This is a genomic window from Mycobacterium uberis (genome assembly GCF_003408705.1).
GTDB classification, from domain to species: Bacteria; Actinomycetota; Actinomycetes; order Mycobacteriales; family Mycobacteriaceae; genus Mycobacterium; species Mycobacterium uberis.
Genome location: NZ_QAYL01000012.1, coordinates 84,335 through 110,197, shown reverse-complemented (window position 1 = coordinate 110,197; position 25,863 = coordinate 84,335). Strand labels below are relative to the sequence as shown.

The 25,863-nt window shown below is 58.4% G+C and carries 21 protein-coding genes, 1 other RNA gene and 5 pseudogenes; 9 read left to right on the top strand and 18 right to left on the bottom strand.

Annotated elements, in window-relative coordinates; translation table 11 throughout:
• The 9 genes and pseudogenes from MUBE_RS17845 to MUBE_RS17825 all read right to left on the bottom strand — a co-directional run.
• A pseudogene (locus tag MUBE_RS17845) lies at positions 1–806 on the bottom strand (LLM class flavin-dependent oxidoreductase); the annotation flags it as partial.
• Positions 803–1,416: pseudogene (locus MUBE_RS20215) on the bottom strand (hotdog family protein). The pseudogenes MUBE_RS17845 and MUBE_RS20215, both read right to left, overlap by 4 nt.
• Before the next feature lie 19 nt (positions 1,417–1,435).
• Positions 1,436–4,432 (bottom strand): bifunctional [glutamine synthetase] adenylyltransferase/[glutamine synthetase]-adenylyl-L-tyrosine phosphorylase, encoded by a 2,997-nt coding sequence (locus MUBE_RS08520; protein ID WP_116540199.1) that lies wholly within the window; start codon positions 4,430–4,432, stop codon positions 1,436–1,438.
• A 49-nt stretch (positions 4,433–4,481) separates the two neighbouring features.
• Positions 4,482–5,822, bottom strand: a complete 1,341-nt coding sequence (gene glnA / locus MUBE_RS08515; RefSeq protein ID WP_116540198.1) for a type I glutamate--ammonia ligase — start codon at positions 5,820–5,822, stop codon at positions 4,482–4,484.
• Positions 5,823–6,969: 1,147 nt separating this feature from the next.
• A complete protein-coding gene (locus MUBE_RS08510) occupies positions 6,970–8,517 on the bottom strand; it encodes an alpha/beta hydrolase (RefSeq protein WP_116540197.1) in 1,548 nt (515 codons plus the stop codon).
• 73 nt (positions 8,518–8,590) lie between these two features.
• A complete protein-coding gene (locus MUBE_RS08505; protein ID WP_116540196.1) occupies positions 8,591–10,153 on the bottom strand; it encodes an alpha/beta hydrolase in 1,563 nt (520 codons plus the stop codon).
• 153 nt (positions 10,154–10,306) lie between these two features.
• Positions 10,307–10,498 (bottom strand): WS/DGAT domain-containing protein, encoded by a 192-nt coding sequence (locus MUBE_RS17835; RefSeq protein WP_243632947.1) that lies wholly within the window; start codon positions 10,496–10,498, stop codon positions 10,307–10,309.
• Between the two features lie 7 nt (positions 10,499–10,505).
• Positions 10,506–10,922 (bottom strand): wax ester/triacylglycerol synthase domain-containing protein, encoded by a 417-nt coding sequence (locus tag MUBE_RS17830; RefSeq protein WP_243632949.1) that lies wholly within the window; start codon positions 10,920–10,922, stop codon positions 10,506–10,508.
• A gap of 152 nt (positions 10,923–11,074) precedes the next feature.
• On the bottom strand, positions 11,075–11,320 hold the full coding sequence (locus MUBE_RS17825; protein WP_243632946.1) for a wax ester/triacylglycerol synthase domain-containing protein: 246 nt from the start codon (positions 11,318–11,320) through the stop codon (positions 11,075–11,077).
• Positions 11,321–11,701: 381 nt separating this feature from the next.
• Between MUBE_RS17825 and panB the strand changes: the two genes are divergently transcribed.
• The 4 genes from panB (at position 11,702) to MUBE_RS08485 (ending at position 14,068) form a co-directional block, all read left to right on the top strand.
• Positions 11,702–12,556 (top strand): 3-methyl-2-oxobutanoate hydroxymethyltransferase, encoded by an 855-nt coding sequence (panB, locus tag MUBE_RS08495; protein WP_116540195.1) that lies wholly within the window; start codon positions 11,702–11,704, stop codon positions 12,554–12,556.
• A 309-nt stretch (positions 12,557–12,865) separates the two neighbouring features.
• Positions 12,866–13,084 (top strand): hypothetical protein, encoded by a 219-nt coding sequence (locus MUBE_RS08490; RefSeq protein ID WP_133297086.1) that lies wholly within the window; start codon positions 12,866–12,868, stop codon positions 13,082–13,084.
• Positions 13,085–13,663: 579 nt separating this feature from the next.
• A complete protein-coding gene (locus MUBE_RS15825) occupies positions 13,664–13,813 on the top strand; it encodes an iron-containing alcohol dehydrogenase (RefSeq protein WP_165849783.1) in 150 nt (49 codons plus the stop codon).
• A 51-nt stretch (positions 13,814–13,864) separates the two neighbouring features.
• On the top strand, positions 13,865–14,068 hold the full coding sequence (locus MUBE_RS08485) for a hypothetical protein (protein ID WP_116540193.1): 204 nt from the start codon (positions 13,865–13,867) through the stop codon (positions 14,066–14,068).
• An 80-nt stretch (positions 14,069–14,148) separates the two neighbouring features.
• Here the strand turns inward: MUBE_RS08485 and rnpB are convergent.
• Positions 14,149–14,566, bottom strand: an RNA gene (gene rnpB, locus MUBE_RS08480) — RNase P RNA component class A.
• 521 nt (positions 14,567–15,087) lie between these two features.
• Here rnpB and MUBE_RS08475 point away from each other — a divergent pair.
• Positions 15,088–15,306 carry a hypothetical protein gene (locus MUBE_RS08475; protein WP_116540192.1) on the top strand — a complete coding sequence of 73 codons (219 nt, stop codon included), beginning with the start codon at positions 15,088–15,090 and terminating at the stop codon, positions 15,304–15,306.
• A 493-nt stretch (positions 15,307–15,799) separates the two neighbouring features.
• On the opposite strand, the gene MUBE_RS08465 is transcribed toward MUBE_RS08475, so the two are convergent.
• The 4 genes and pseudogenes from MUBE_RS08465 to MUBE_RS08450 form a co-directional block, all read right to left on the bottom strand.
• On the bottom strand, positions 15,800–16,915 hold the full coding sequence (locus MUBE_RS08465; RefSeq protein WP_116540190.1) for a bifunctional RNase H/acid phosphatase: 1,116 nt from the start codon (positions 16,913–16,915) through the stop codon (positions 15,800–15,802).
• A pseudogene (locus MUBE_RS08460) lies at positions 16,912–17,667 on the bottom strand (zinc ribbon domain-containing protein). The gene MUBE_RS08465 and the pseudogene MUBE_RS08460 overlap by 4 nt, the downstream one beginning before the upstream one ends.
• The gene (locus tag MUBE_RS08455) at positions 17,664–18,806 is read right to left on the bottom strand and encodes a Nif3-like dinuclear metal center hexameric protein (RefSeq protein ID WP_116540189.1); all 1,143 of its coding nucleotides are present in this window, start codon (positions 18,804–18,806) and stop codon (positions 17,664–17,666) included. Before MUBE_RS08455 ends, MUBE_RS08460 begins: the two are co-directional and overlap by 4 nt.
• Positions 18,806–19,837 carry an aminotransferase class I/II-fold pyridoxal phosphate-dependent enzyme gene (locus MUBE_RS08450; RefSeq protein WP_424399062.1) on the bottom strand — a complete coding sequence of 344 codons (1,032 nt, stop codon included), beginning with the start codon at positions 19,835–19,837 and terminating at the stop codon, positions 18,806–18,808. The genes MUBE_RS08455 and MUBE_RS08450 overlap by 1 nt, the downstream gene beginning before the upstream one ends.
• A 347-nt stretch (positions 19,838–20,184) precedes the next feature.
• Here MUBE_RS08450 and MUBE_RS08445 point away from each other — a divergent pair, with 347 nt between their 5' ends.
• Positions 20,185–20,673: a low molecular weight protein-tyrosine-phosphatase gene (locus MUBE_RS08445; protein WP_424399063.1), complete on the top strand. Its 489-nt coding sequence runs from the start codon at positions 20,185–20,187 to the stop codon at positions 20,671–20,673.
• Positions 20,673–21,494 (top strand): SURF1 family cytochrome oxidase biogenesis protein, encoded by an 822-nt coding sequence (locus MUBE_RS08440; RefSeq protein ID WP_116540188.1) that lies wholly within the window; start codon positions 20,673–20,675, stop codon positions 21,492–21,494. Before MUBE_RS08445 ends, MUBE_RS08440 begins: the two co-directional genes overlap by 1 nt.
• On the opposite strand, the pseudogene MUBE_RS08435 reads toward MUBE_RS08440, so the two are convergent.
• From MUBE_RS08435 to MUBE_RS17820, 4 genes and pseudogenes are all read right to left on the bottom strand, one after another.
• Positions 21,476–22,302: pseudogene (locus MUBE_RS08435) on the bottom strand (cobalamin biosynthesis protein). The gene MUBE_RS08440 and the pseudogene MUBE_RS08435 sit on opposite strands and share 19 nt — an antisense overlap.
• Positions 22,303–22,314: 12 nt before the next feature.
• Entirely contained in the window at positions 22,315–22,437 is a 123-nt protein-coding gene (locus MUBE_RS20210) for a hypothetical protein (protein WP_424399061.1), read from the bottom strand.
• A gap of 11 nt (positions 22,438–22,448) precedes the next feature.
• Positions 22,449–23,548 (bottom strand): annotated as a pseudogene (locus tag MUBE_RS08430) (epoxide hydrolase N-terminal domain-containing protein).
• A gap of 20 nt (positions 23,549–23,568) precedes the next feature.
• Positions 23,569–23,859, bottom strand: a complete 291-nt coding sequence (locus tag MUBE_RS17820) for a hypothetical protein (protein ID WP_243632945.1) — start codon at positions 23,857–23,859, stop codon at positions 23,569–23,571.
• A gap of 390 nt (positions 23,860–24,249) precedes the next feature.
• Between MUBE_RS17820 and MUBE_RS17815 the strand changes: the two genes are divergently transcribed.
• Both MUBE_RS17815 and MUBE_RS17810 read left to right on the top strand, forming a co-directional pair.
• Positions 24,250–24,393, top strand: a complete 144-nt coding sequence (locus MUBE_RS17815) for a hypothetical protein (protein WP_243632944.1) — start codon at positions 24,250–24,252, stop codon at positions 24,391–24,393.
• A gap of 94 nt (positions 24,394–24,487) precedes the next feature.
• On the top strand, positions 24,488–24,787 hold the full coding sequence (locus MUBE_RS17810; protein ID WP_243632943.1) for a hypothetical protein: 300 nt from the start codon (positions 24,488–24,490) through the stop codon (positions 24,785–24,787).
• Positions 24,788–25,863 lie beyond the last annotated feature (1,076 nt).

Below are 25,863 nucleotides of genomic sequence, written 5' to 3'. Positions count from 1 at the left end.
ACCAGCCTGACATAGAATATCCATGGCATGGTGAAAGTGTCGATGATGTCAGCATACTCGGCGCACCGGTAGTCGGCAGTGGTAACCACCTCAGTGAGTGGCGTCAGGATGATGAAATCGTCTAGCGACAAACCTTTTTCAATCCGAAATTCCCGTAGCCGACCGGCGGCTGCGATCGCACGATCGGTCCTGATGGAGTCACCAATCCAACCGTCGTGGCGCGCAGCACGGTGCAATGCGGTCTCACTGAGCCCCCGATATAAATCGGTATCGACAACGAGGTTGGCTGCATCTCCAGGTGCGGCGTACGATAGAATTTGCCGTTGAATTGTGTCCAGCCCGGTTGCTGTAGCATCCACATCAAGGCAAGGATTATTCCGTCGGTGCGTTTACCACGAGCAGCGAACCGCTCACCCAGCACGGCGGATTACTCTTAGCGCCAACCAACGCCAATGCCAAGCTCCATTCTGCCCGGACCCCAAGGAATGCCGCGTTACCAATGGCTTTGGCGACCAAATAACAAATAAGGATTGCGCATCGCGGGAATGCAGACGGTGATGACGAACCGCGACCGAGTAGTTACCTGGGACACCGCGCCGACGAGAACCCGGCGGTCACCCCAGTCGGTGAAAGGCTGCCATCGTCGTTGCCCGTTCTTAATTGTAGGGATACGGAGTACTTAGGGTACTCAGGTTGATCACATGGTCCGGGATCTCAATGCCGTCGTAGCCAAGGTCGTCGGTGGCCTTGGCGACCTCTACGATCTCCCAGGTGTTCAAGAACGCGCTGCTGACGTAGAACTTTATTCGGCTTCTCGCACCCATGCTGGCTCAATACATGCCTTTTCCGCCTCGACAATTATCCCTGCAATATCCGAAAGATAGCCGCGTACATAGGCTGTGATTTCTTCGGCATGGCCAACGAACGCCTCGGCGCACAGCGCGCCAAGCAGATTGCCGCGCAGGTACTTAACGGTGAACAGCGGTTTAACCCAGCCCTGGCTTGCTATCTCGCCGAACACGTGGTCAAGCACCAAGGCACAGACCCCACCGTACACCAGGCCGGACAACCCCTCGTAGACCGCGCTCAGGACAACTCACTTCAGCAGTGCCCGTCGCCATCATGATGGATGACCACCGGTGGGGTGACGGGGTTGCACTTACCGGTCGCGACGTTACCCACAATGGCAACGGACGGCCGTCAACGCGATACCTCACTCCCACTGGTCGCACTAGCTGACTGAGCAGGGATTCTGTCACGATTTGAATCGCTCTTCGCGCCTGGCCGATGAGGTCCTCGTCAGCCTGGGTCCGAATAGTCGCGTCGATGAGACCCCAAACGGCTTCGGTCAATGGCACATACAATCACTGTAACCCGGTGTAGCTCCTCTTCACTTAACACCTCGATGGCAGCCAACCGGACCAGTCTCCATGATTTAACTCCCAAACACCTTGTGCACAACCGCCTTTGCGCGTCGCGTCACCCGCAGGTAGTTGTCCAAAAATTCGCCACCATCTCCGCCTGGCCAACCGGCAGCGACAGCGACCGCGTTGAGCTGGCGTCCAAGACCTGGCAGTTGGTCAGTGGACTTACCCCGGACCAGTACCAGCGCATTGCGGGCCCGGGTAGCGGTTAGCCACGCTTGCCGCAGCAGGTCCACGTCTGCTTCGGAGACCAGGTTAGCCGCCGCGATGGCGTCCAAGGATTCCAACGTCGAGGTGTTGTGCAGAGCCGGCAGCTCGTGCGCGTGCCGCAATTGCATCAGCTGCACGGTCCATTCGATGTCGGCCAGTCCCCCACGACCCAGCTTGGTGTGCGTGTTGGGGTCAGCACCGCGCGGTAACCGCTCGGCCTCAACGCGAGCCTTCATCCGGCGAATTTCGTTCACCACTTCAACCGATACACCGTCGGGTGGATAACGTATCTTATCAGCCATCAGCAGGAATCGCTGACCCAAATCCGTGTCTCCGGCTACCGCGTGTGCGCGGAGCAGAGCCTGAATCTCCCACGGCTGAGCCCACTGCGCGTAGTAGGCAGCATAGGCTCCCAACGTGCGGACCAGCGGCCCGTTGCGCCCCTCCGGCCGTAGATTGGCATCAACGTCCAACGGTGGGTCGACACTAGGGGTCCCTAGCAGTCTACAAACCTGTTCAGCGATCGTTCCCGACCACCGCAACGCCTGTGTATCCTCGACCTCAGCAACAGGCTCGCAGACGAACATCACGTCGGCATCAGACCCGTAGCCCAGTTCAGCGCCGCCCAATCGGCCCATACCGATGACCGCGATGACCGCCGGCGCCTTGCCGTCGTCCGGCAGGTGAGCCCGGATCACTGCATCCAAAGCGGATTGCAGCACCGCCACCCACACCGACGTCAGTGCCTTGCACACTTCAGTGACCTCCAACAAACCTAGGAGGTCCGCAGAACCGACCCGAGCTAACTCACGACGCCGTAGGCTACGCGCGGCAGCGATAGCCCGCATCGGGTCAGCGTGACGGCCCGCCGAAGTGATCAGCGCACGAGCTACCACAGCGGGCTCGGCCTCCAGCAGCTTCGGACCCGCTAGCCCGTCTCCATAACGCTGAATGACCTCAGGTGCACGCATCAGCAGGTCCGGTACATACACGGAAGTACCAAGCACATGCATAAGCCGCCTAGCCACCGCTGGCTTGTCGCGCAGCGTGGATAAGTACCAAGTTTCAGCCGCCAGTGCCTCGGACAGGCGTCGGTAGGCCAACAGCCCGCTGTCGGGGTCGGGCGCATAAGACATCCAGTTGAGCAGCCAAGGTAAAAGCACCGACTGCACCCGACCCCGCCGCCCACTTTGGTTTACCAGTGCCGACATATGCTTCAACGCAATCTGTGGGCCCTCGTAACCCAGCGCAGCCAACTGCCACTCGGCTGCCTGGAAGGTCAGGCCGTGACCGATCTCCAGGCCGGCCGGCCTGATCGACTCCAACAGCGGCTGATAAAAAAGCTTGGCATGCAGCTGCAACACCCGTAGGTTCTGGTGCTTGAGCTCCTCACGCAGAACCCCCGCAGCGTCGTGCCGGCCATCCGGACGGATGTGCGCTGCGCGGGCCAGCCAGCGCACAGCCTCTTCATCGTCATCCTGGGGTAGCAGATGAGTGCGTTTGAGCCGTTGCAGCTGCAGTCGGTGCTCGAGCAGCCGGAGAAATTCATAGGAGGCAGTCAGGTTTGCCGCATCCTCACGGCCGATATAGCCGCCCTCACTCAACGCCGCTAAGGCATCCACCGTGGAAAGCACATGTAGCGACTCGTCGCTACGGCCGTGCACCAGCTGCAGCAGCTGCACGGCAAACTCCACGTCCCGCAATCCGCCACTTCCAAGTTTGAGCTCGCGGCCGCGGACATTTGCGGGTACCAGCTGTTCCACGCGCCGGCGCATAGCCTGCACCTCAGCCACGAAATCCGCACGCTCGCAGGCGACCCAGACCATCGGCATCAACGCAGCCAGATAACGCTCACCCAGCTCCGCATCACCAACCGCCGCGCGGGCTTTCAGTAACGCCTGGAACTCCCAGGTTTTCGCCCAGCGTTGGTAATAGGCGATGTGCGACTCAACCGTACGGACCAGCTCACCGCTACGACCCTCCGGCCGTAGCCCAGCATCGACCGGGAAGAACGCCGCCGAAGCCACCTGCATCATTTCACTGGCCACGCGAGTGGTGAGCGAGTCGGCGTGCTCGGCGACGAAGATGATATCGACGTCGCTAACGTAGTTCAGTTCGCGGGCACCCCATTTGCCCATAGCGATGACTGCTAGTCGCGGTGGCTTGCGATCACCGCAAACGGTCTTCTTGGCTACCTCCAGCGCAGCAGCCATCGCAGCGTCCGCGGTATCGGCCAGCTGGGCAGCGACCACGATGAATGGCAGCACTGGCTCATCTTCAACCGTTGCGGCCAGATCGAGCGCGGCCAACACCAGCAGCTGATCATAGTATAACGTACGCAATCGAGACACCACCGGGCCTGGGACAGCCAAAGTTTGGTCCCCGACCTCGCTAACGCATTCGTCGAACACCTGGTGTAGCTGGTCGCGGGACGGCAATCTGACCCTGCCCCGCAACAACTTCCAAGACTGCGGATGGACGGCCAGGTGATCGCCTAACGCCAGCGACGAGCCCAACACCGCAAAGAGCCGCCCGCGCAGACTGCGATCAGTGAGTAAAGCCGCATTGAGCTCGTTCCAGCCGGTGTTTGGGTTCTCGAACAGCCGGACCATGGCGCGCAGCACAGCATCGGCATCGGGTGCGCGCGACAACGACCACAACAGGTCCACATGTGCCCGGTCATCGTGGTCATACCAACCCAGTAATGCGAGATTCTCCGCGGCAAGGGGGTCAAGCAACCCGAGCCGACCAACGCCGGGCAGCCTGGGACGCTCCGTCGCGGGTTTGATCATGACCACGACGGTAACGCAACAGACCCCCGGTCGAATCAACCGGAGAAAATCTGCACTACAACGACAGGTAAGTTTTCAGCTCATAGGGCGTGACATGGCTGCGGTAGTTTGCCCATTCTGCACGCTTATTACGCAAAAAAAAGTCAAAAACATTCTCCCCCAGGGCTTCCGCGACGAGTTCGGAAGCCTCCATGGCGCGAAGCGCACTGTCAAGACTGGTTGGCAGCTCACGGTATCCCATCGTGCGCCGCTCTTCGGACGTGAGATCCCAAACGTTGTCCTCTGCCTGTGGCCCCAACACGTAACCCTTCTCCAACCCACGCAAGCCGGCAGCCAGCAGCACAGCAAACGTCAGGTAGGGGTTGCACGCTGAATCGGGACTGCGTACCTCGACCCGCCGCGATGACGTCTTGTGCGGCGTGTACATCGGCACCCGCACCAGAGCAGACCGGTTGGCTGCCCCCCATGAGGCAGCGGTGGGAGCTTCACCGCCAATCACCAACCGTTTGTAGGAGTTGACCCACTGATTAGTGACCGCGCTAATTTCGGAGGCATGCTCGAGGATCCCCGCAATGAACGACTTGCCCACATCCGACAATTGCAATGGATCGTCGTCGCTGTGGAAGGCGTTGGTGTCCCCTTCGAACAGGCTCATATGGGTGTGCATCGCTGAGCCAGGGTGCTGCACGAACGGCTTGGGCATGAAGGACGCCCGCGCGCCGTTTTCAATCGCGACTTCTTTGATGACGTAACGGAAAGTCATCACATTATCGGCCATCGACAGTGCGTCAGCAAAACGCAGGTCGATCTCCTGCTGACCGGGCGCGCCTTCGTGGTGGCTGAACTCTACCGAAATACCCATGAATTCCAGGGCCTCGATTGCGTGCCAGCGAAAGTTCGATGCGAAGTCGTGCACTGCTTGGTCGAAATAACCGGCGTTGTCGACGGGAATGGGCATTGACCCGTCCTCAGGTCCCGCCTTGAGAAGGAAGAATTCGATTTCGGGATGGACGTAACAGGAAAAACCAAGGTCGCTGGCCTTCGTCAGCTGACGCTGCAAAACGTGTCGCGGATCCGCCCACGATGGCGAGCCGTCCGGCATGGTGATGTCGCAGAACATCCGCGCCGAGTGATGGTGGCCGGTGGCAGTAGCCCAGGGCAGGACTTGGAAAGTCGACGGATCCGGGTGTGCCACGGTGTCGGATTCCGAGACCCGCGCGAAGCCCTCGATCGAGGATCCGTCGAAGCCGATGCCTTCCTCGAAAGCGCCCTCTAACTCGGCAGGAGCAATCGCGACCGACTTTAGGTAACCGAGCACATCGGTGAACCACAGGCGCACAAAACGGATGTCCCGCTCCTCGAGTGTGCGCAGGACAAATTCCTTCTGCCGATCCATAACCCGCACATTACGCAACTGCTACTAACTATACGTCATCAGACCAGGCCCTTAGCGTTACGGATTGCACACCAACATCAACCTGTACCCCAGCAACCTGCACCCGTAAAATCAGGCTCAACCGACAAGGGTCAAACCCGATTTTGCCGACGAGGTGGTGTGCGTCTAGCACGAACAACCCCTTCAATTATATAATTACCACCCGGTCCGGTTCTGCTCACGCCAGCGACATACGAAGACTCGCCCACAGCGTCGGCGTTGCCCTATTCCCTGGCTGTGCGACCGCACATGCTCCTCACTAGTATCCCTTGCTATCACATCAAGGGTTACGCCAAACACGAAAGAGCGACACGCCAACAGGCGGCGGTAGTATGCCCTAAAATACGAATCCGGTAAAACGCTTGACACAGCGTAAGCTACAGTTCCACTGCGCAGAAGTCGCAACCGGACTCTACACCCTGGCGTTCTGTGATCGTTGATGCGCATCCGGAACGTTGACTCACGAAAAGTACTCGTGTGGTTTTATCCACCCGAAATTTAGTTCGACAACCCAACGACGTGGAGTCACAGCAAATTTGGAGGCGTCGTCGATGCGCTTGACGACCTGGACCGTCCAACAGTAAAATAGATTTCGCCCATTCCACGAGTCGCCCTATGTAGCCACCGTCAGTCCACACCAATGTGATGATTAGTAACGCGGTGCCGCCGTCTTGGACCGAAGCGACTACGACTAGCCACAAGCCCACTTGGCTTCCCGTGAGACAGCTGAAGGTTACTTATATCCGGGTCTCCCGGCTGGATGACCGTGATTTTCTCATACTCGACGAGTAAGGTAGTAAGTCGGTAGAGTTATGGCGGCGCCTCGGTGAAGTCACACTTGAGCTAGGTTCGGGAATTTCGGTACCTTAGGCCAGCCTGTTGCGCCGCCTTGATTTTCGACTTTGCAGGGCCATTTCGGACACATCGACTCGACCATTGTGTTCACACTGAACTGCCAACCTTTATCAGTCAGGTCGGCGCAGATCCGCGGCGAACCATAGGTAATCGGAGCCTTTGAACAATTTGGTTACCTGTTTGCCCAGCCCGGCACCCGGCGCTGCCGGTCAGTGGGCTCACGACCACGACCGAGCCACTTCTAGACATCCTCTCAGGACTGACATTGCAGGGACACCGGTGGCAATGTCTTGTCCACGAGATAATTTACTATCGCAGTATCCACGCACTGGCTGCCATTGAATACCGCGGTGTGTTGGGTTCCGTCGTAGGTGATCAGCGGGCTGCTCAGCTCGCGAGCCAGATCAACCCCGGCCTGATACGGTGTAGCCGGATCGTGCGTTGTGGAGACCACGACGACCTTGCCCGATGCGACCGGCTTCGCGGGATGTGGCGTCGATGTCGCCGGTACCGGCCACAGTGCACAGATATCGCGGGGGGCGTTGCCGGTGAAGTGCCCGTAGCTGAGGAACGGGGCGACCTGACGGATCTGCTGATCGGCTGATACCCAGCTCGCCGAATCCGTTGGTGCCGGTGCGTCTACGCAGCGGATCGCGTTGAACGCGTCCTGGTCGTTGGTGTAGTGTCCATTATCATCGCGGCCGTAGTAGTCATCGGCGAGCAACAACAGGTCACCGGCGTCGGTGTTGCGCTGCAACCCGAGCAGGCCACTGGTCAGATATTTCCAGTGCGCAGGGGTATAGAGCGCATTGATAGTACCGGTGATCGCATCAGCGTAACCGAGGCCGCGTGGATCCGACGTACGACCCGGCTTGGTGACCAACGGGTCGGTCAGAGCGTGGTACCGGTTGACCCATTGTCTAGGGTCAGTGCCCAGCGGACAAGCCGCTGAGCGAGCGCAGTCCGCGGCATAGTCGGTGAACGCAGTTTGGAACCCCGCCATTTGCTGGATGCCTTCCTGGATTAGGCCGGCGGTCGGGTCAATGGCGCCGTCTAGCACCATCGCCCGCACATGATCGCTGAACCGCTCAAGATAAGCGATGCCCAATTCAGTACCGTAGCTGTAGCCGAGATAGTTGATCCGTTCGTCGCCCAGAGACTGACGGACTAGATCCATGTCACGCGCGGCAGAAGCGGTGCCCACGTTCGCCAAGAATTCAGTGCCGACCCGGGCAACACACTGTTGGGCGAACTGCTTATAAACTTGCTCGATATGCGCCACACCTGCCGGACTGTAGTCAACCATCGGTTCGGTCCGGTACGCATCGAACTCAGCGTCGGTGCGGCACCGAAGCGTCGGGGTTGAGTGGCCAACTCCTCGCGGATCGAATCCCACCAGGTCAAAGTGACGGCCAATATCAGTCCATCGTAGCCCTGATGTCATTGCGGCAACCATGTCGACCGCAGACGCCCCGGGTCCTCCAGGATTGAACAGCAGCGACCCAATTCGTTGGCCAGTCGCCGGAACACGGATCACCGCCAACTCGGCGTACGCCCCACCAGGACTGTTGTAGTCGACCGGCACCGACACCTTTGCACACCGTGCCGAGGGGATGCCACTAGTGTCGGGCAGGAACACGCCGCAGTTGCCCCAGTTCTGCTGCTGCACCGCGGCCGGCACCGGGCTCGGGGTCTGCTCTGGACTGGCGTTAGCGGCCGGCAGTGCTATTGCCGGTTGTAACAACAGCCCCAATGAAAGCAGCGCCGAGCTTAACGATTTCAGGGGCGGCATAGATGCCATCGTTGCATCCTCGGATACCCGCGGCAGTGTGAAAAAGTCACGTGTTGGTCACTTAATCTGTTGTCATCAGACGTCAGCATTTCGTCCCACTCGGCGGAGTGGTGCCGCCGATCAGATACTCCGTCACGTAGTCGTCAATGCAACTGTAGCCTTGGAAAACCACCGTGTGCTGGGTTCCATCGAAGGTAAGTAACGAACCCCGAAGCTGCTTCGCCAAATCCACCCCGGCCTTATACGGTGTCGCCGGATCATGGGTGGTTGACACCACTACCGTCGGCGCCAAGCCAGGTGCCGAGACGACATGTGGCTTGCTGGTCGGTGGTACCGGCCAGAACGCGCAGGTGCCAAGAGGTGCGTGACCAGTGAACTGCCCGTAGCTCATGAAGGGGGCAACCTCCCGTGAGCGGCGATCTTCGTCAATGACCTTGACCCGGTCCGTAATCGGAGGCTGATCAACGCAATTGACTGCCACCCGCACATCGGTGGCGTTGGTGTAATGGCCGTGCAAGTCGCGACGCATATACATATCAGCCAAAGCGAGCAAGGTATCTCCGCGATGATCAACCAGCTCGGACAGACCGTCGGTGAGGTGGTGCCACAACGTCGGTGAGTACAGCGCCATGATGGTGCCCACGATGGCGTCGCTGTAACTCAACCCGCGCGGGTCCTTCGTCGGGGCGGGCCTGCTGACCCTAAGATTGCTCGGGTCTACCAGCGGGTTGACCAGAGCGTGGTAGACGTCGACGGCTTTGGCCGGGGCGGTGCCCAGCGGGCAGGACGGTTTCTTCGCACAGTCGGCAGCATAGTCGTTGAACGCGTCTTGGAATCCTTTGGCCTGGCGCAGATCCACCTCGATGGGATCAGCGTTGGGGTCAACGGCGCCATCAAGAATCATGGACCGCACGTTCTGCGGATAGGCCTCAGCATAGGCCGCACCGATCCGGGTGCCGTATGAGTAGCCGAGGTAGGTCAGCTTGTCGTCACCCAGCGCCGCACGGATGACATCGAGGTCTTTGGCAACGTTGACCGTCCCGATGTTTTCCAGGAATGTCTTGCCCAGCTTGGTGGTACAACGACCGACGAATTGCTTGGTCTCGTCCTCGATGTGCGCCACACCCGCCGGACTGTAATCGACTTGCGACTCGGCTCGCAACCGATCGTTATCAGCATCGGAGTTGCACCAGACTGCAGGCCGCGATGACCCCACCCCACGGGGGTCGAACCCGACCAGATCAAAGCGTTCGCGAACCCGCTTCGGTAAAGTCTGAACAACACCCAACGCGGCCTCGATACCGGACTCGCCGGGACCCCCGGGGTTGATGACTAGCGAGCCCAGCTTGTCGCCAGTCGCGGGAAAGCGAATCATCGCCAACGATGCCACCTCGCCATTGCGGTGGCCATAATCGACCGGCACGGCGAGCTTCCCGCACAACGCACCGCCGGGGAGTTTCACCGCGGGGTTGCTAGGACGACACAGTGCCCACGCCACCGGCTCGCCTAGCTTCGGCCCAGCCATCAGAGCATGCCCGCCGACAACGCGGACGCAGCCGGCGAGAACCAGTGCGACGGCCGCGATCACGGTCCAGGTCAGCAGCATGCGCGCGATTTTGTCGCGACTAGACAGGGCCATACTCACCTATGCTGCCAGAGAGGGTTCCGGTTCCTGGTGAGTGGCCATCACCAATATAACTACTTGATGGCTGCGAGCAGCTCCGCTAAACCGGTGCCAAACTCGTCGACCATCTCCCATACGTCTGACAGTAGTTCCAGACACAAGATGAGCCCGATATCATAAGTTACCTTTCAGTAACATCACGGTGATGTTGAGGTCCACGCCGTGAAAGATCGGCCCCAACGGATACATCACCTTGACCTCGCAGCCCAGCAAGCACACTAGCAGCTGGATACCGAGCATACTGGAGAGCACAAAGCTATACACTGGCAGGCTATCGGTCAATCGAGTTCGGGCGTAGAGCCGCATCGTCACCTCAAATACCGCTGGTGCAGCAAACTGCGGCCAATTCTACAACAAGGTGGCACTGATAGCTGACATAGTTCATTTGGCAAAGGAATTCGCTTGTGCTACAGCGTTCAGTCTTTAGCCTGGGTCTGCAAGCTGGAAAACATATCTGAAACCTGATTGCGTACAGGCCGATCAAATTCACCATGCACGGAAATTGACACCATTGCCACCGGTGACGAATCGGGCAACACGTTGTGCTCGCCCAAAAATATCGTCGAAACACCCTCGAAACCAGCGCTATCACCATATTGTTGACCTTGACGCCGAAGCGGTTCTTGACCGTCTTTATGTCCTCAAGATCCAGTTCGGTGTAAGCGATGTTGCGGCGGCCGCTGATACGCACATGAACGACGTTCGGGGCGTTGTGAAACGGATGCGCCATGGTCAAGCCGTCGCGGGCCTGGACCACCATTACGATCACAGATAACGTACAATTGCAAGAGCCCGCCCGCGACGATCTGCCATCCACTGGCGTCGCCGACGCCATCTACCGGGTCCGGGTAATGGCACATCGGCTTCGGTGGCACATAGTAACTACATCAGGTTGACGCCGGTCATCCCGTCCACGCCAACGTGATGCACCTTGGTCATCATTGCCACGTTGCCTCCGTCGGTACCGACCGCACCTTCGATCACCCACATCTCCCACAACGGTCGACGGCGATCCCAATGGCCGCAACGCAATATGGACACAAATTTCCGAAAGTTCGGCCCACCCTCCTGCCTAGGGGGGCAACCCGATACACTGCAGACGACGGTCCACATGGAAGTTCGAGTCATCCACCCAGACCATGTAGTCAAGGTCCAGCACACTGTTGGCGAGCCGTTCGCGAAACTCCGGCATCGGCCTTGATGCGCAGCGATTGGTGCATCGGGCAGCCGACCAAAAGTGTAGCCGCCCGACATTATCTATGTCTATCTAAGCGTCCAAACTCCATCATCTAAACAGATATGCATGGGCTGCAAGTAGGTGTCCAGAACAAAAGGCTGGCATCCAGTCCATTAAGCAGCTGCATGCGCCGATGGCCTGTATCACAGGGTCAGGTGGCGCAACTACGCAAAGGAGATGGCAGACTGTCACGGTCAGACAAACCCAGGGGCCCTATCCATCCGGACTCTTCAGGGCCACGAGGATCGATCCGATCAACACAAAGGACAGAGATGTCTGAGCAGAATATTTATGGGGCTAATTCCTCTGCACCCTCCACCCAATCAATGCAGCGCACCAAGATCCGTATCCAGCACCTGCAGAAAATGAAGGCCGAAGGCCACAAGTGGGCCATGCTTACGGCCTACGACTTTTCGACCGCCAGGGTTTTCGACGAGGCCGGTATCCCGGTGCTACTGGTGGGTGATTCAGCGGCCAACGTGGTGTACGGCTACGACACCACGGTGCCGGTTTCGGTCGACGAGCTGATCCCGCTGGTTCGCGGCGTAGTGCGAGGTGCGCAGTACGCCCTGGTCGTCGCCGACCTGCCATTCGGCAGCTACGAGCCCGGCCCCACTGCCGCGCTAGCCGTCGCTATCCGATTTATGAAAGAGGGTGGTGCGCACGCCGTAAAACTCGAAGGCGGCCAGCGGGTAGCCGAGCAGATAGCGTGCCTGACCGCGGCGGGCATTCCAGTGATGGCGCACATCGGGTTCACGCCGCAAAGTGTCAACAACCTCGGCGGCTTCCGGGTGCAGGGCCGTGGTGACGCCGCCGAACAAACTGTCGCGGATGCCGTCGCCGTTGCCGAGGCTGGAGCATTTTCCGTCGTCATGGAGATGATACCGGTCGAGTTGGCCACTCAGATCACCGGTAAACTAACCATTCCGACGATCGGGATCGGAGCCGGTCCGAACTGCGACGCCCAGGTCCTGGTCTGGCAAGACATGGCCGGTTTGAGCAGCGCTAAAGCGACACGCTTCGTCAAGCAGTATACCGATATCGCTGGCCAGTTGCGCCGTGCCGCAACACAGTACGCAAAAGAAGTGGCTAACGCGGTTTTCCCGGCCGAGGAACACTGCTTTTGAAGCGTTAGCCCTGGATCCACGCGACCTCGCCGAAGTCCTTGATCGACAAGGTCTTCCATCACCGACCAGTAGGCCGTTGCCAGCGGGCTATGGTCCGCCGCTGCCGGACGATACGCCAGTGCCGGCACACGCTCGAGTGATATGACACGCTATGGGTACCTGTCTACGTCCGTCTACAATTGCGCCATAGCACCCTCAAACGTAATCGCTGGATGCGACCTACTTCGATACGCCAACGTGAGACCTGGCACATAATAAGGTCACCCTGCGGCGCCACACTGGGGCCTCAACGCGGGTTGGCACCTGAAGTTGCCAGCCAGACCCGATGCTCCTCCAGAGATCCGAGTGCCCGTGGCCACTTCCGGTAATACTGTGCCAGCCAAGTTGCTGGATGTGATGCTGGCGATTGTTCGCTACCGGCCCGGTGGAGCCCATCGAGCGAATCACCCCCAACGGGAAAGCCAAGTCCTGTACAACATCAATGGCACCGCGCTGGCGGAATTCAGCAACGGCTATTTCACCGCGTAGTCTGCCGGAAGTTAGGCAAGCTCCGGCTGGAACCCGACCAAACAACAGTGGTGCGACTGGAAGCTGGAACTCGTCAATGGGAATACCAATTCCGAGCTGTTGGATCGGCTGAGCAATCGACTGCTCGATGCCGGTGCCGGCACCCGCCGCTCACGGCTCCAAGTTGGCGTAGGCACTTGGCACGACGTCGCAAATGCACGGTACGCAGCCGCATACGGCCCAGTAAACCGAGCCGTAGCCCAGCAAGTTAACGAGCGGCTGGCGTGGGATCACGCCGTGCGCACCAATACTTACGACGCCGTGCATCGGGATGCGGACAACTACCCGGAAGACCCGCAGCTTGCTTGCAGGACTCTCAGGATTCGTTCGGATTGTCCTACTTCGCGTCGACCCTCAATGAACTGCTCGAGCTTGCCAGTATTTTGGGCATAGTACGTGATGCCTAAGTTTTGGAGAAGAGCTACCAGCACCGATTAGACCAGCTGACATCGGAGCGAGTCCGTGGAACCGGTAAGGGAACGTCTGGTCGAGGGCGCGCAGCGCCGCTATCAGGCCGGGCTGTGACGGTATCTGGTAGCTATGCGGTCGCAGCGATACTTCCTTTTGCTCGACACCCTCGATTCGGCGGTGACCGACATCCCGGCCGGTCCAGTCAGCGAGGAACCGACACCGGCTACCATTGACACGGCCTACAAACAAGTCCGCAAGGCCGCGAAAGTTGGGGTCTAAGCCGACAAAGCACTGCATCGAATGCCTAAGTGACTCCACTACACCGCGGCAGTGACCGGAACGAACCGCACTGCGCAACAGGCCAAAGCTATCCGAATCCGAATTCTGCTAGGTGATCACCAAGACAGCGCGGTTAGCTGCGAGCATCTGACTCACCAGACCGAAGCCACGCATGTCGCCGACAAGGGAAGTTTAATACTTTATAGTCTACTTTTCCAGTTGGAGGCCGACTTGGCCGACCGTTGCCGTGAGTGACTCGACGCCGCGCTGCGTAAACTTGACAAGGCGGTCCACAGAGCACGGCGTTGAGAAGGGCCATCGAACCAAAAGCAAGGCGGACGAGTTGGCCTGTAAGCCGGATTCTGTTCCCCGCCGCCGCGGCACAGCCAACGGCGGCGCGGCGACGACCATCCATCTGGACACACCGTTGCCGGGTGCCTCGAGCGGCCTACCCGCAAGCTCGGGCGAGCAGCCCTCGAACGCCTGCGCGGCCGCACTTGTGGTGCGGCCTTCTTGGCCTTGCTTCGGGTGGGGTTTACCAAGCCACCCCGGTCACCCAGGATGCTGGTGCGCTCTTACCGCACCGTTTCACCCTTACCACCACGAGGGTGGCGGTTTGTTTTCTGTGGCACTATCCCGCGAGTCACCTCGGATTGCTGTTAGCAATCACCCTGCTCTGTGAAGTCCGGACTTTCCTCGACTCGGTACCGGGCCCTTCAGACCGGCACGAGCCGCGGCCGCCCGGCCAACTCGTCCGCGACGAACACGGTACTCGTTGCGAGGTGCCAGGGCCAGGTCAGGCTGACCAGCTGATGGGTTCATCGAGCAAGCCAACAGTTCGATCCGCTAGTCACTTCGCATTCACTGAGCTCTACACCCGAGAACACGGTAAAGTGCACACCAAGGCGACTTTCGAGATCAAGCCCGGGTCCGTCGTCGCGATACCCACGGATACACTGGAAGCCAGGTCATCCACCCAGGCACACACGTTTCGTTGGTACCCGGTCCCGCGCTAGTTGAAAACGTCAGTTGCTGTCTCGCCAGCCACTCGAACACCGCAAGCATATAACTACCCATTTTTCAAGACAATTAGGACGCAGCGGTATCGACGTTCCGAAGACCATCCGATTACGTCGCTCAGAGCCCGAAAAACCGCCGGTTATGTCATATGCGCTAGCGCTTTGCGAAAGTTGTTCACTACCGAACGACTCGAACTGGTTAGATTGACAGCGGGATGATTTGCCTATTTGTAGATCCAGTCATCAAGACGACCCATGCCCTATCCGATCAGCATTGACTGCAAGATCGCTACGCTCCTCGCGGTAATGATCGCGTTCTTTTCTACTGTGCCCGGCAGTATGGCCTCAATACAGCCGGAATCCGTTGCACCGATAGATTTTGTGGTGCTGCAGGACATCGATCCGACTACCCAGCAAGGACATCCGCTACTTTATGGCGCACAATTTTACCGACCACCCAGTCGCCAGCTCTGATATGGCAGCGTGTGTTCTAACTCGTGCAGCGGCCGAAGGGCTCAAACGTGCACAACAACAGTTGGATCAGCGACACTAAGCCTTCAAAGTGTACGGTTGCTACCGTCCGCAGTGCACAGTTAATGACTACGCCTCGTAGGCCAACGATCGCAATTATCAGCGGATTAATTAAAGCTGCTCGACCCACACGTCAACAAGTCGACCCTCTTCCGCGACGGGTACATCGCCGAGCAGTCAGTACACAGTCGCGGCAGTACCATGGACCTCACGCTGGCGAAGCTCCCGGTCACACCCGCCTGGTCGTACATGCTCGGCAAGCCCCTGATCGATTGCATCGCATCGGTGTCGGCGCGATTACCTGACAAATCAATCGACATGGGAACCGGAGTGACTACTTCGACCCCCTTGCCCATACACGCAATCCGTGGATCCAGGGCGACCAATTCACAAACTGACTGTTGATTAAGCCGTTTCGAGGTCGTTTTGACACGCTTCAGAAGTAGTCGGTTTGGTTTATCAACCGCACCGAAGACGCGCCATCGGGGTAGAACTCGGCGATGCTCAACGAGCCTACGTCAAGATGCAGCCGATACAGTATGCCGGCCCCGACATCCAACGCGAGCCGCAACAACATCTTTATCGGCGTAACGTGTGACACCACCAGCACCGTTTCGCCCTGATATCCGGCGATGATCCGTTCACGCGCCAAGCACACTCGGGCCAGCACATCATCGAAGCTTTCACCGCCCGGCGGCAACACGGCGGTGTCGTGCAGCCAGCGACGATGCAACTCCGGATCGCGCACAGCAGCCTCGGCGAACGTCAACCCCTCCCAGGCGCCGAAGTCAGTTTCGATTAGATCATCATCAACCGTCACATTGACACCCAGCAGTTCAGCTGCCATTGCCGCAGTATCGTAAGCCCGCTGCAACGGCGAGGAGATCACTGCAGCGATGCCGCCGCACTGAGCGAAGTACCGCGCCGCAGCCTGAGCTTGCCGCCGACCTAAGCCATTTAATGCCAGGTTACCACGTCCCGAATAGCGACATTGCACCGATAGCTCGGTCTGACCGTGTCGCAGCAACAATAGCCGGGTGGGCATACCATGCGCGGTCGTCCAGCCGGGCACTGTCTGTGATTCCGTCACAACGGTTTTCTCGGCCTGAGCAAACGGCATAGCGGCTTTCTCTATCCGGCCGTCAGGACAAACCGCAGCGTCCATCGCCTCGTTGGCTAGCCGATCAGCATACGAGTTCCTGTTGCGCGGAATCCATGTATAGCTGACGCGCGTTAGCTGCGACGCTAGCGTTTGCGCTTGTGCGTATAACTCAATCAAGTCGGGATGCTTGACTTTCCACCGGCCCGACATCTGTTCCACAACCAGTTTGGAATCCATCAAGACCGCGGCCTCGATAACACCCATTTTCACGGCATCGCTCAAACCTGCTATCAGTGCCCGGTACTCAGCAACGTTGTTCGTCGCTTTGCCGATTGTCTGTTTAATCTCCGTCAGCACAGTCGAACGGTCCGCGGTCCACACCACCACGCCGTATCCAGCTGGTCCGGGGTTTCCTCGCGACCCACCGTCGGCCTCGATGATAACTTTCACTGATCGAATCCTTTGATCCGCAACAGGAATACTTCACACTCCGGACATCTCACTACTTCGTCGTCGGCGGCCGTCGAGATGCAGGCCAGCTCGCCGCAGCCGATCTCGATCCGATAGGAGCCACACCGTTGTCCGTGTAATTGTCCGGCACCCGGCCTTTCCTCGGTACGCTGTCGTTCATACACTACGGAGAGTCCAGGGTCCAGTTCCGCAGTCAACACGTCACGTCGTGAAGAATGTTGCTGGCGGGCCCGGTCAATCTTGGCAATGGCAGCGTCGAGTGCCCGCTGAACACCGTCCAGATTAGCCTGCATCTCCTCCACTATCCCTAGCTCGGCAGTCAGTTGAGCCTGCAGCTCCTCGCGGCGCTCCATAACCTTCAGCAAGGAATCGTCCAAACTGGCCTGAAGGCGTTGCAACGTCTCCAGTTCATGTTGTAGATCTGACAACTGCCTAGTGTCCATCGCCCCCAACTTGAGCAGCGACCGATCCCGGTTTTCACGCTGTCGCGCCGCGTCGATCTCCAACTTAAGTCACAACACCTGGGCGTCTAAATTCTCCGCCGCAATTCGCATAGCGGCCAGCTGATCACTGACAGCAGCATGCTCCACCTGCATCCGCTCACAGACCTACCACTGTAGTAAATGGGTGACCCAGTGCACGATCCGCTACAACTCAGCATCCAGTTTCGACAGCTTTAGCAGAAAAAGTTGTTTTTTACTTTGACTCTCATGATTTACCTCTCTAACTATCGCTTATATCTTTCATTCAATCCTGCTTCTAGATTCCACGGGTCGGTGCAGACAGAGCACACCCGCACCGACAGTGTCGCACCAAAATAGGATCGCAGCACGTCAGCGGCCTTACTACACCACGGGAATTCGCTTGCCCAATGCGCGACGTTTATCAGTGCCATGTTTGAAGCCCGCCGATGTTCGTCGGCTGGATGATGCCGCAGGTCGGCCGTGACGTACGCTTGAACATCCGCGGCGGCAGCGAGGCTCAGCAACGAGTCTCCAGCGCCGCCACACACCGCGACTCGCGATACCAGCATGTCGGGGTCTCCAGTGGCCCGCACACCTAAGGATGTCTGCGGCAATGCAGCACCAACCCTGGAGACAAAAGCACGTAGCGATTCTGGTCGCGGCAACGTTCCAATACGGCCCAAGCCGACATCGCTAAGCGGGGGCACCAACGCAAGGATGTCGAACGCCGGCTCTTCGTAGGGATGCACGGCACGCATCGCCGACAACACAGCAGCCCGCGCGTGCGCGGGTGCGACAACCTCAACACGGTCTTCGGCCACCCGCTCGACGACACCAATGCTGCCCACCGCGGGCGACGCTCCATCATGCGGCAAGAACTGCCCGGTGCCGGTGACCCTCCAGCTGCAATGTGAATAGTCGCCGATGTGGCCGGCGCCAGCCTCAAACACCGCCGCCTGCACAGCTGCTACATACTCGAGCGGCACATAGATAACCCACTTGTCGAGATCTGCCGCACCAGGCAAGGGATCGAGTACTGCGTCGACTGTGAGGCCAAGGGCGTGTGCTAGCGCGTCTGACACACCGGGTGATGCCGAATCCGCGTTGGTGTGCGCAGTGAACAATGAACGCCCGGAACGGATCAAACGGTGTACCAGCGCACCCTTTGGCGTGTTGGCCGCCACTGTGTCGACTCCGCGTAACAACAATGGATGATGGGCCAATAGCAGGCTGGCATCGGGGACTTCATTGATGACCGTGGACGTAACGTCGACCGCGATGGTTACCGACTCTAACACCTCCTCGGGATCACCGCATACCAGACCGACGGAATCCCAAGACTGGGCAAGCCGCGGAGGGTAAGCCTGGTCCAACACGTCGATGACGTCGGCCAGCCGCACACTCATCAGAATCTCCGGTTGTCCGCATAGGCGAATACCTCGAAAATGGCTTGGAACAACAATGGCCACTCCGGGCGCACAACCGCCCTTAGATACCGCTCGTCGAGGTCAACGAACGTGTCACACCGACGAACTGCAATTCCCTTGTTCTGCAGTAATTTTCGTATCAATTCTGTGTTAGACATGCTAAACAGTACAAACGGGATCGCACCATAGACGACGTTGGGAGCCAGCAATTGTAAACCGGCCGCCATTCCGGCGCTCAAAACCACCAACCGCACAGCACCAGCCGCAGCACAACAGACCGCGATAGCTGTCTGCTGCAGTATACCTATCAGGCAATGTACCCGTAGGGTGGTCAACCGCACCATCAGTTCTAGCGAACCCAAAGTATAGCATACACGCAATCCCAGCAACGACCACGTCTTGGTCAGACCATGCAACACCAGCACATCGGGCAGCGAGTCACCGGCCAACGATTCCACCCCGCCGGTAAGCAAATCAGCGAACGCCTCGTCGACCACCAGAATCCGCCCGAGCCGGCTCAACGCGAGCAGCTGCTCACAGGCGTGCAGCACCGGGATGGGACTGGTCGGATTGCCTACCACAACAAAGTTAACATCCTCGGGTGCGTTCAGAGCGAACGGCAACTCGAGCACGACATAGTGCACAGGCACTCCGGCCGTAGTCAACGTAACGACCGGCTCGGTGAATGCGGACACAACGATCACCGCCCGCACCGGCCACAGGCTGGGTAACAACACGACCACTTCCGCCACCCAGGCCAGCGGCATCACCTCATCGCGGACTCGACAATGACGGTCAGCGACCACATCTTGGCTCTGGTGCACATAGTCGGCACTCAGGTAGCGGGCCAGACCCGGCAGCCACTCAGCCAGCCGTTGTACCACCCGATACGGCAGTTGGTTATGACGGACGTTGACGGCGAAATTCAACATGCCCGGCGTGACATCCTGATCACCTCGATAGCGCGCCGGCGCAAGGCGAATCGCCACGCTGTGATCCAGACTCGCCACCCATAAAACACTAGTTGGTCGCCTTAGGGGCCTGTCATGAACACCGTCACACCCGGGTGCTCCTAGCAAGGACAATGGTCACATGACCAGCACGGCCATATAGACCAATCCCCGATCACACTCACGTATCGTTGCTGAGCGAGCTGTTGCAGCGTGAACAAGCTAGGGATACGATTGTAGCCTACCGAGCCGAGTATTGCACCCGGGGCTGAGTGATAAACAGCCTAGAACCGATGGCTCGGTGCATTCTTGCCCATTTCAAGTTTGACCAGTATTTACGAGGGTCGTCGTTGGCGCGTACGGTATCGACACCATGAACGAGCTACGGAGGGCACTGGGTGTCTGTTTTGGCTACGCTGCACGTGACGTTCATCTGTACCGGCAACATCTGCCGTTCGCCAATGGCCGAGAAAATGTTCGCTTACCAGCTCCAGCGGCGCGGTCTAGGCGATGCGGTGCGGGTGACCAGTGCGGGTACCAGCAACTGGCATGTGGGCGAAGGCGCCGACACACGCGTTACCCGGATCCTGCGCACACATGGCTACCCCACCGACCACTGTGCTGTCCAAGTCGATGTCGACCACCTATCAGCCGATCTGGTGATTGCCTTAGGCCGCAACCACGTTCGGATATTACAACAGCTGGGGGTCGAGGACAGCCGGATACGGATGCTGCGATCATTCGACCCAAGCTGTGGTACTTATGCCCTCGACGTCGAGGATCCCTACTACGGCGAATATGACGATTTCGAAGAGACTTTCGCCGTCATCGAGGCTGCCTTGCCAGGCCTGCATGATTGGCTCAATGAACGACTCGCGCAGAACGGACACGGTTGATGCGCTGTTTGGCGTTCTTGCTGCGGCCAGGCTGGATCGCACTGGTCTTGGTGGTTACCGCGTTTACCTACCTGTGTTTTGTGGTGCTCGCACCCTGGCAGCTAGGCAAGAACACCAGGGCATCACGGGAAAACAACCAAATCGGATACTCTCTTAACACGCCGCCGGTATTGCTGAAAACTTTACTACCACAGCAGAATTCGTCGGCACCGAAGGAGCAGTGGCGCCGGGTTATAGCGACCGGGCACTATCTTCCGGACGTGCAAATACTGGCCCGGTTGCGGGTGGTTGATGAAGACCAAGCCTTCGAGGTGCTGGCACCATTTGTCGTCGACGGTGGACCGACCGTCCTGGTCGATCGCGGTTACGTGCGTCCCGAACCAGGCTCGCACGTGCCGCCAATCCCCCGCCCACCTGCGGAGAACGTGAGCATCACGGCCCGGCTGCGCGACTCCGAACCGACCGTGAAAAACAAAGAACCGTTTTTCAGAGACGGCTTCCAGCAAGTATATTCGATTAACATCGAACAGGTCGCAGGGTTGACAAAAGTCCCGTTGGCCGGATCCTACCTGCAGTTGATCGACGATCAACCCGGCGGGCTCGGTGTGATCAGCATACCGCATCTCGACGCGGGACCGTTTCTTTCCTATGGCATCCAGTGGATCTCGTTTGGCATCCTCGCGCCGATTGGATTGGGATATTTCGCCTACGCAGAGATCTGCGCCCGACGCCAGCAGAAGCAGAAGCAGCTGGCGCCGGGCCCACCAGTTCCGATAACCGTTGAAGAAAAACTCGCAAACCGCTACAGTCGCCGACGGTAAATCGACAGCCCAGTCAGTAGAGCCACCCCCACCTGGACCGCACGCGACAACACAACCGCGCGGAGCGTGTTGGCGACGCCTGCCTGCGGGTCATCGCCGAGAGTGGGCTGAATCTGCAGTTCATGGTAGTACTGGGTGGGTCCACCCAGCCGCACGCCGAGTGTCCCGACGAAGGCCGCCTTAACAACGCGCGCGTTGAGATTGGGATACCGGGCCGCGTCACAGCACCAGGCACGCATCGTATCCAACGGTGATCTGCCGACTACCGGTGCGCACACCGTCACCGACATCGCGATCACTCATTCGCTAACATGGTTGGGCAATTTATCTAAGTGCTCTGCGGCACAAACGAATTAGATACACCTGGGCGATCGGTAACCAATTCTCGAATCCGAGGTGTTGACCACTCGGTAGACCAAACCCCCAGGAAAGCCGCCCGCCGTTCACCCACAGCAGCGACACCACCGCGGCGCCTGATGTGTTCTCCGCTATCGATTTAAGTGCCGTACATACTAGACCCGTGCCGTTCAGCCGGGCCGGATCACGCCCGTACAGCGATGGCAGCAGCCTGCGCAGCTTTAGATATCATCGCAATCCAGCAGCCGCGACATTACCAAGCCGGTGTATGCCAGAGAGGTTCCCCTAGTGACACCCCGCTGGCCGTAGTGGTGGCAACGATCGACCAGAACCGACCACGACATCCAGCGCTGCACTGCAGCGCCATACCCAGCCAGTTGACTATCTCAACCAACAAACCCACGTGTACCCCGTCGGCAATCCTACTGTCGCAGTAGGTGACTAACTCCAACTTAGCGGCCGCTCAACCGAACACCGCGACCGGATGATCGCGTTGCGAGTCACCTAACACCAGATCAGCTAGGCAGCCAGCCAACACGCCGACGATACGAGTCTGCCGTGTGGGCGCAAAGAACTTCGCGAACAAGCAGCAGTATTTTAGCGCTGCGTGCCCAAGAACGCGCGGATGTACTCGACAAACAGCTCCGGCCGTTCAAATGCAACAAACTAACCGCTGCGCGGCATGGTTATCTAGCGTATGAAGTGATAGAATAGTTAGAATTAATTATTCAACGGGCGCAGGATCCCCTTTGGGATAAGGCCTAGGTGTCCGTTGGCAATTTGACTTAACCCGGTGTTTGGAAGGCATGGTAACTCTCTCAGTACAAGCGGACTGTTGAAGCCCTGGTACCGGTCACCCAATGAATCATTACGTTGTCGAGGAGCTCATCTCCGCTGAGCACGTTTTCTGGATTTCCATCGCAGTCCATCCACGCCCAAAATTTCTCGACGATCCACACCAATTGTGCCAACAGCAAATCGAGGAGCACATAGACCAATGTCTAAAGTCGGGTCGACTGCTGCTTGGAATAACAGGTGCCGGTGCGGCGGTTCTCCGCTAATCCGGCCAGGATCTGCTACTCCTCGGTGGTTGGGCTGGTGAGCGTCTCCGTCAGGGAGATCGATCAGGATGTGCAGATGAATGACCACACAGTGCCCGCAGTTATAGCCCAGCTGCGTTGTATAACGGTTGCGCCCCAGTCGCTGTAGCGGTATGCACCATAGGCATCTCCCAAGCCTCCTCAATCTTTTCGAAACCCCCATCTGGTGCAGGCAGGCTTGCCAGAACGGTCGCACCCAGGCAACGATGGACAGATAACGTGGGATGCGTTCTCGGCGCGTCCACCATGCGCTGTCGGATCGGTGAACTGCTCGACCACTTTATGAAACTCCACAATCGAACCCGACCAACCCCAGGTAATCAGCAGCGAGCGAAAAGGCATCCTCATGCCGGGACCGTTGGTGGATGAAACGAATTTCCAGCCCGCAGATTTCGATAATGAACTGGTCAAAGCTGTTGAGCGTGGCCTCCCAAGACCACCAGTCATGTCCGTCGACCCAGTAAACTTCCATGTCACGGATGTATCCCCGGCTCCAGTCATCTACACACTCAGCCTGAGGTTATCGAGTGCGCACTAGGCGTGAAGTGTAAAATCATCGAAAACGTCATCAGGAACGTGGATGCGAAACGGCTTCACCGGGAAAAGCCTGTACGGGATCACCAATCCTCGGATAGCTTTTGCCCGACCTCACCCTGAGCCTGCTCCAGATCAGTTACCCGGCTATCAGCCGTCTGAATCAACATGCGAACGTTCTCTAGCAGTTCGCGCATATCGGCGCGCAACGCATCCACTGCGGCATACAGATCCGCCTTGGTCGCCGGCTGTTGCTCAGACGACAATGGTCCGACGGACGGTACTCGCCCTGCTGTTTGTTTCGGTACCGTCCTGCCGCTCTGAAAACCAGATTGCTCGTCCACTCCCCCGACATTGCCATACCGACTCAACACCGACAACGGGCCCCACCAATACCGCCGTCTGTCTGCGCAAAGATTGGCGGGCATGGACAGTATCGAACCACCAACCGCTAGTGTGTAAACCTGGGCAAGGCCATCGACCACGTTTCACTCGGTGCCATACTCCATCTTGGCACACTCGTGGCGCTATAAAGATAGCGCCGACTCGATGCCGGCATAGATTTGCTTTAGCAATGTACGTACCATCGTTCGATGGAAAGTAAAGTGGCACCGTAGCAGTCAAACGAAGCGCATCGCGCGGAGCAAACAGCGGTGGACCGCATTCAGCCAGCCGCCAATGCTGTACATGAGCCGATCTCAGAGTTCGTCCGGAAAGCTACGATGCAACACGCCGAGAACGTCCGGCAGTAGGAGTCGTTAACGGTGATGAAGCCCGAACAACTCGACAAGCTCATGTCCCCGCTGAACGTTGCTGACGTTGCGCCGCGGCGGGTGGTAGTAACACGTAGATCTATGATCGTTAACGAGACGCTGGTGCGTGTTCAAGTCCGCACGACCGGACAATAGCCAGACTCTAAAGGGGTTCGACTGCAGCAACAAATCGCTCAATACCTGGCTAGTCAAGCAGGCCTGCCGCGCGAATGGCAGCAGAGTAGCGCACGTGTACGTGTGGACTCTGCCTGGGGAGCAGAAAGTCTATGCCTCTTTCGCCATCTGGTCCACCGAGGTCGTACGCAAAGATGACGGTGTGTCAGGAACCATAGCCGGGCGCCTGATTGCTCGTCTAGCAATTATGCAGTGGCACTGCATGGATAAAGATATGCTCCTGAATGTACTGGGGAAAGCCGTCGCCGCATCCGAGATCGGCGGCGAGCAGCTTATCGTCGTCGATGCGATCGACGACGAGGCACAGTCGTTCTACGAGCATGACTACTTCTTCATCCCCGGTCAGGAACCGTGAGCGTTATATAGTGATGAAGGTGTCCACCGCGGCAAAGGCCCTCGGGCAGCGCTGGCGGGACTAATATACCTTAAGAGCTTAAGCAGCAAGCCGGACTGCTACCGCGAAGCTTCGGCGAACAACCACACGAGGTGCCCAAGACTCCAGTGACACGGCAGGATCGTCGCGTCGACATCTTCCACCTAACGACGAAGGGCTGTGTTGGACGCAATCAACCGGTAGCAGGCCTCCACCTTAGACCCACTAGCAGTCGCACGCAATCAATAACCTGCACGCCAGAGGCGAGGTTGCTGCGAATGGCTAGCGTCCTAATTGAGCTCCCGCATGGAGTTAAGTGAGGATTCGTTCGAAGTAACGGACACTCGGCCTTCTCCTGCAACAAAGCTAGCTCTTAACAGCGCGAAAATGCCCACCAAACCCGCGTAGCACCTCAGGTGTTCGAGTCGGACGGGACCGACTGGCTTTCTACAGTGTATAGACTATGGGCGATCCTGAGCTTGCAGCAATCCGGTTGCAATTCTGCCACCTGGCAGCTGATTGGCCTGCCACTATAGGAAACAGTCTGTGGACGAGCTCGTGAGCTACCAAGAATGCCAACTTAGAGGCGGTCCCCCTGCTGACACAGACGATCGGCCAGTTTAGACAGAATGCCGTAGACGCCTTCGAACGTGAGCGTTGATACACCGCGACCACGTTGACCAACCAGACCGTTGAGACGCACTACCTAATGGTTGTTTTCCACCTAATGGTTGTTTTCCGCGAAGATCCGCCCCAGCGTACGCGGTGGCTCACAGTATCGAACAATCGAATCGAGAAGTCGTTTCGCCCAGGTCAGATTTGCCCAACAGCCGTATTTAGATGTCGGCGAGGACAAGCAACACTGCGTCTAGGGCGGATGCCCGAACCCGTTAACGAGGTGGTTGTTGTCGAACCACAGTACTGGTGACGTTGCTGACCGTCGGCCTCACCATACACCTGGCCGAAGGCGGCAGATCCACTCGCAGCAGTCTTTGAGACGATCCCGAGTGTCAAGTCGATTACGCAGCGGATGCCGGAGCCGGGCGTGTTACCTGAGA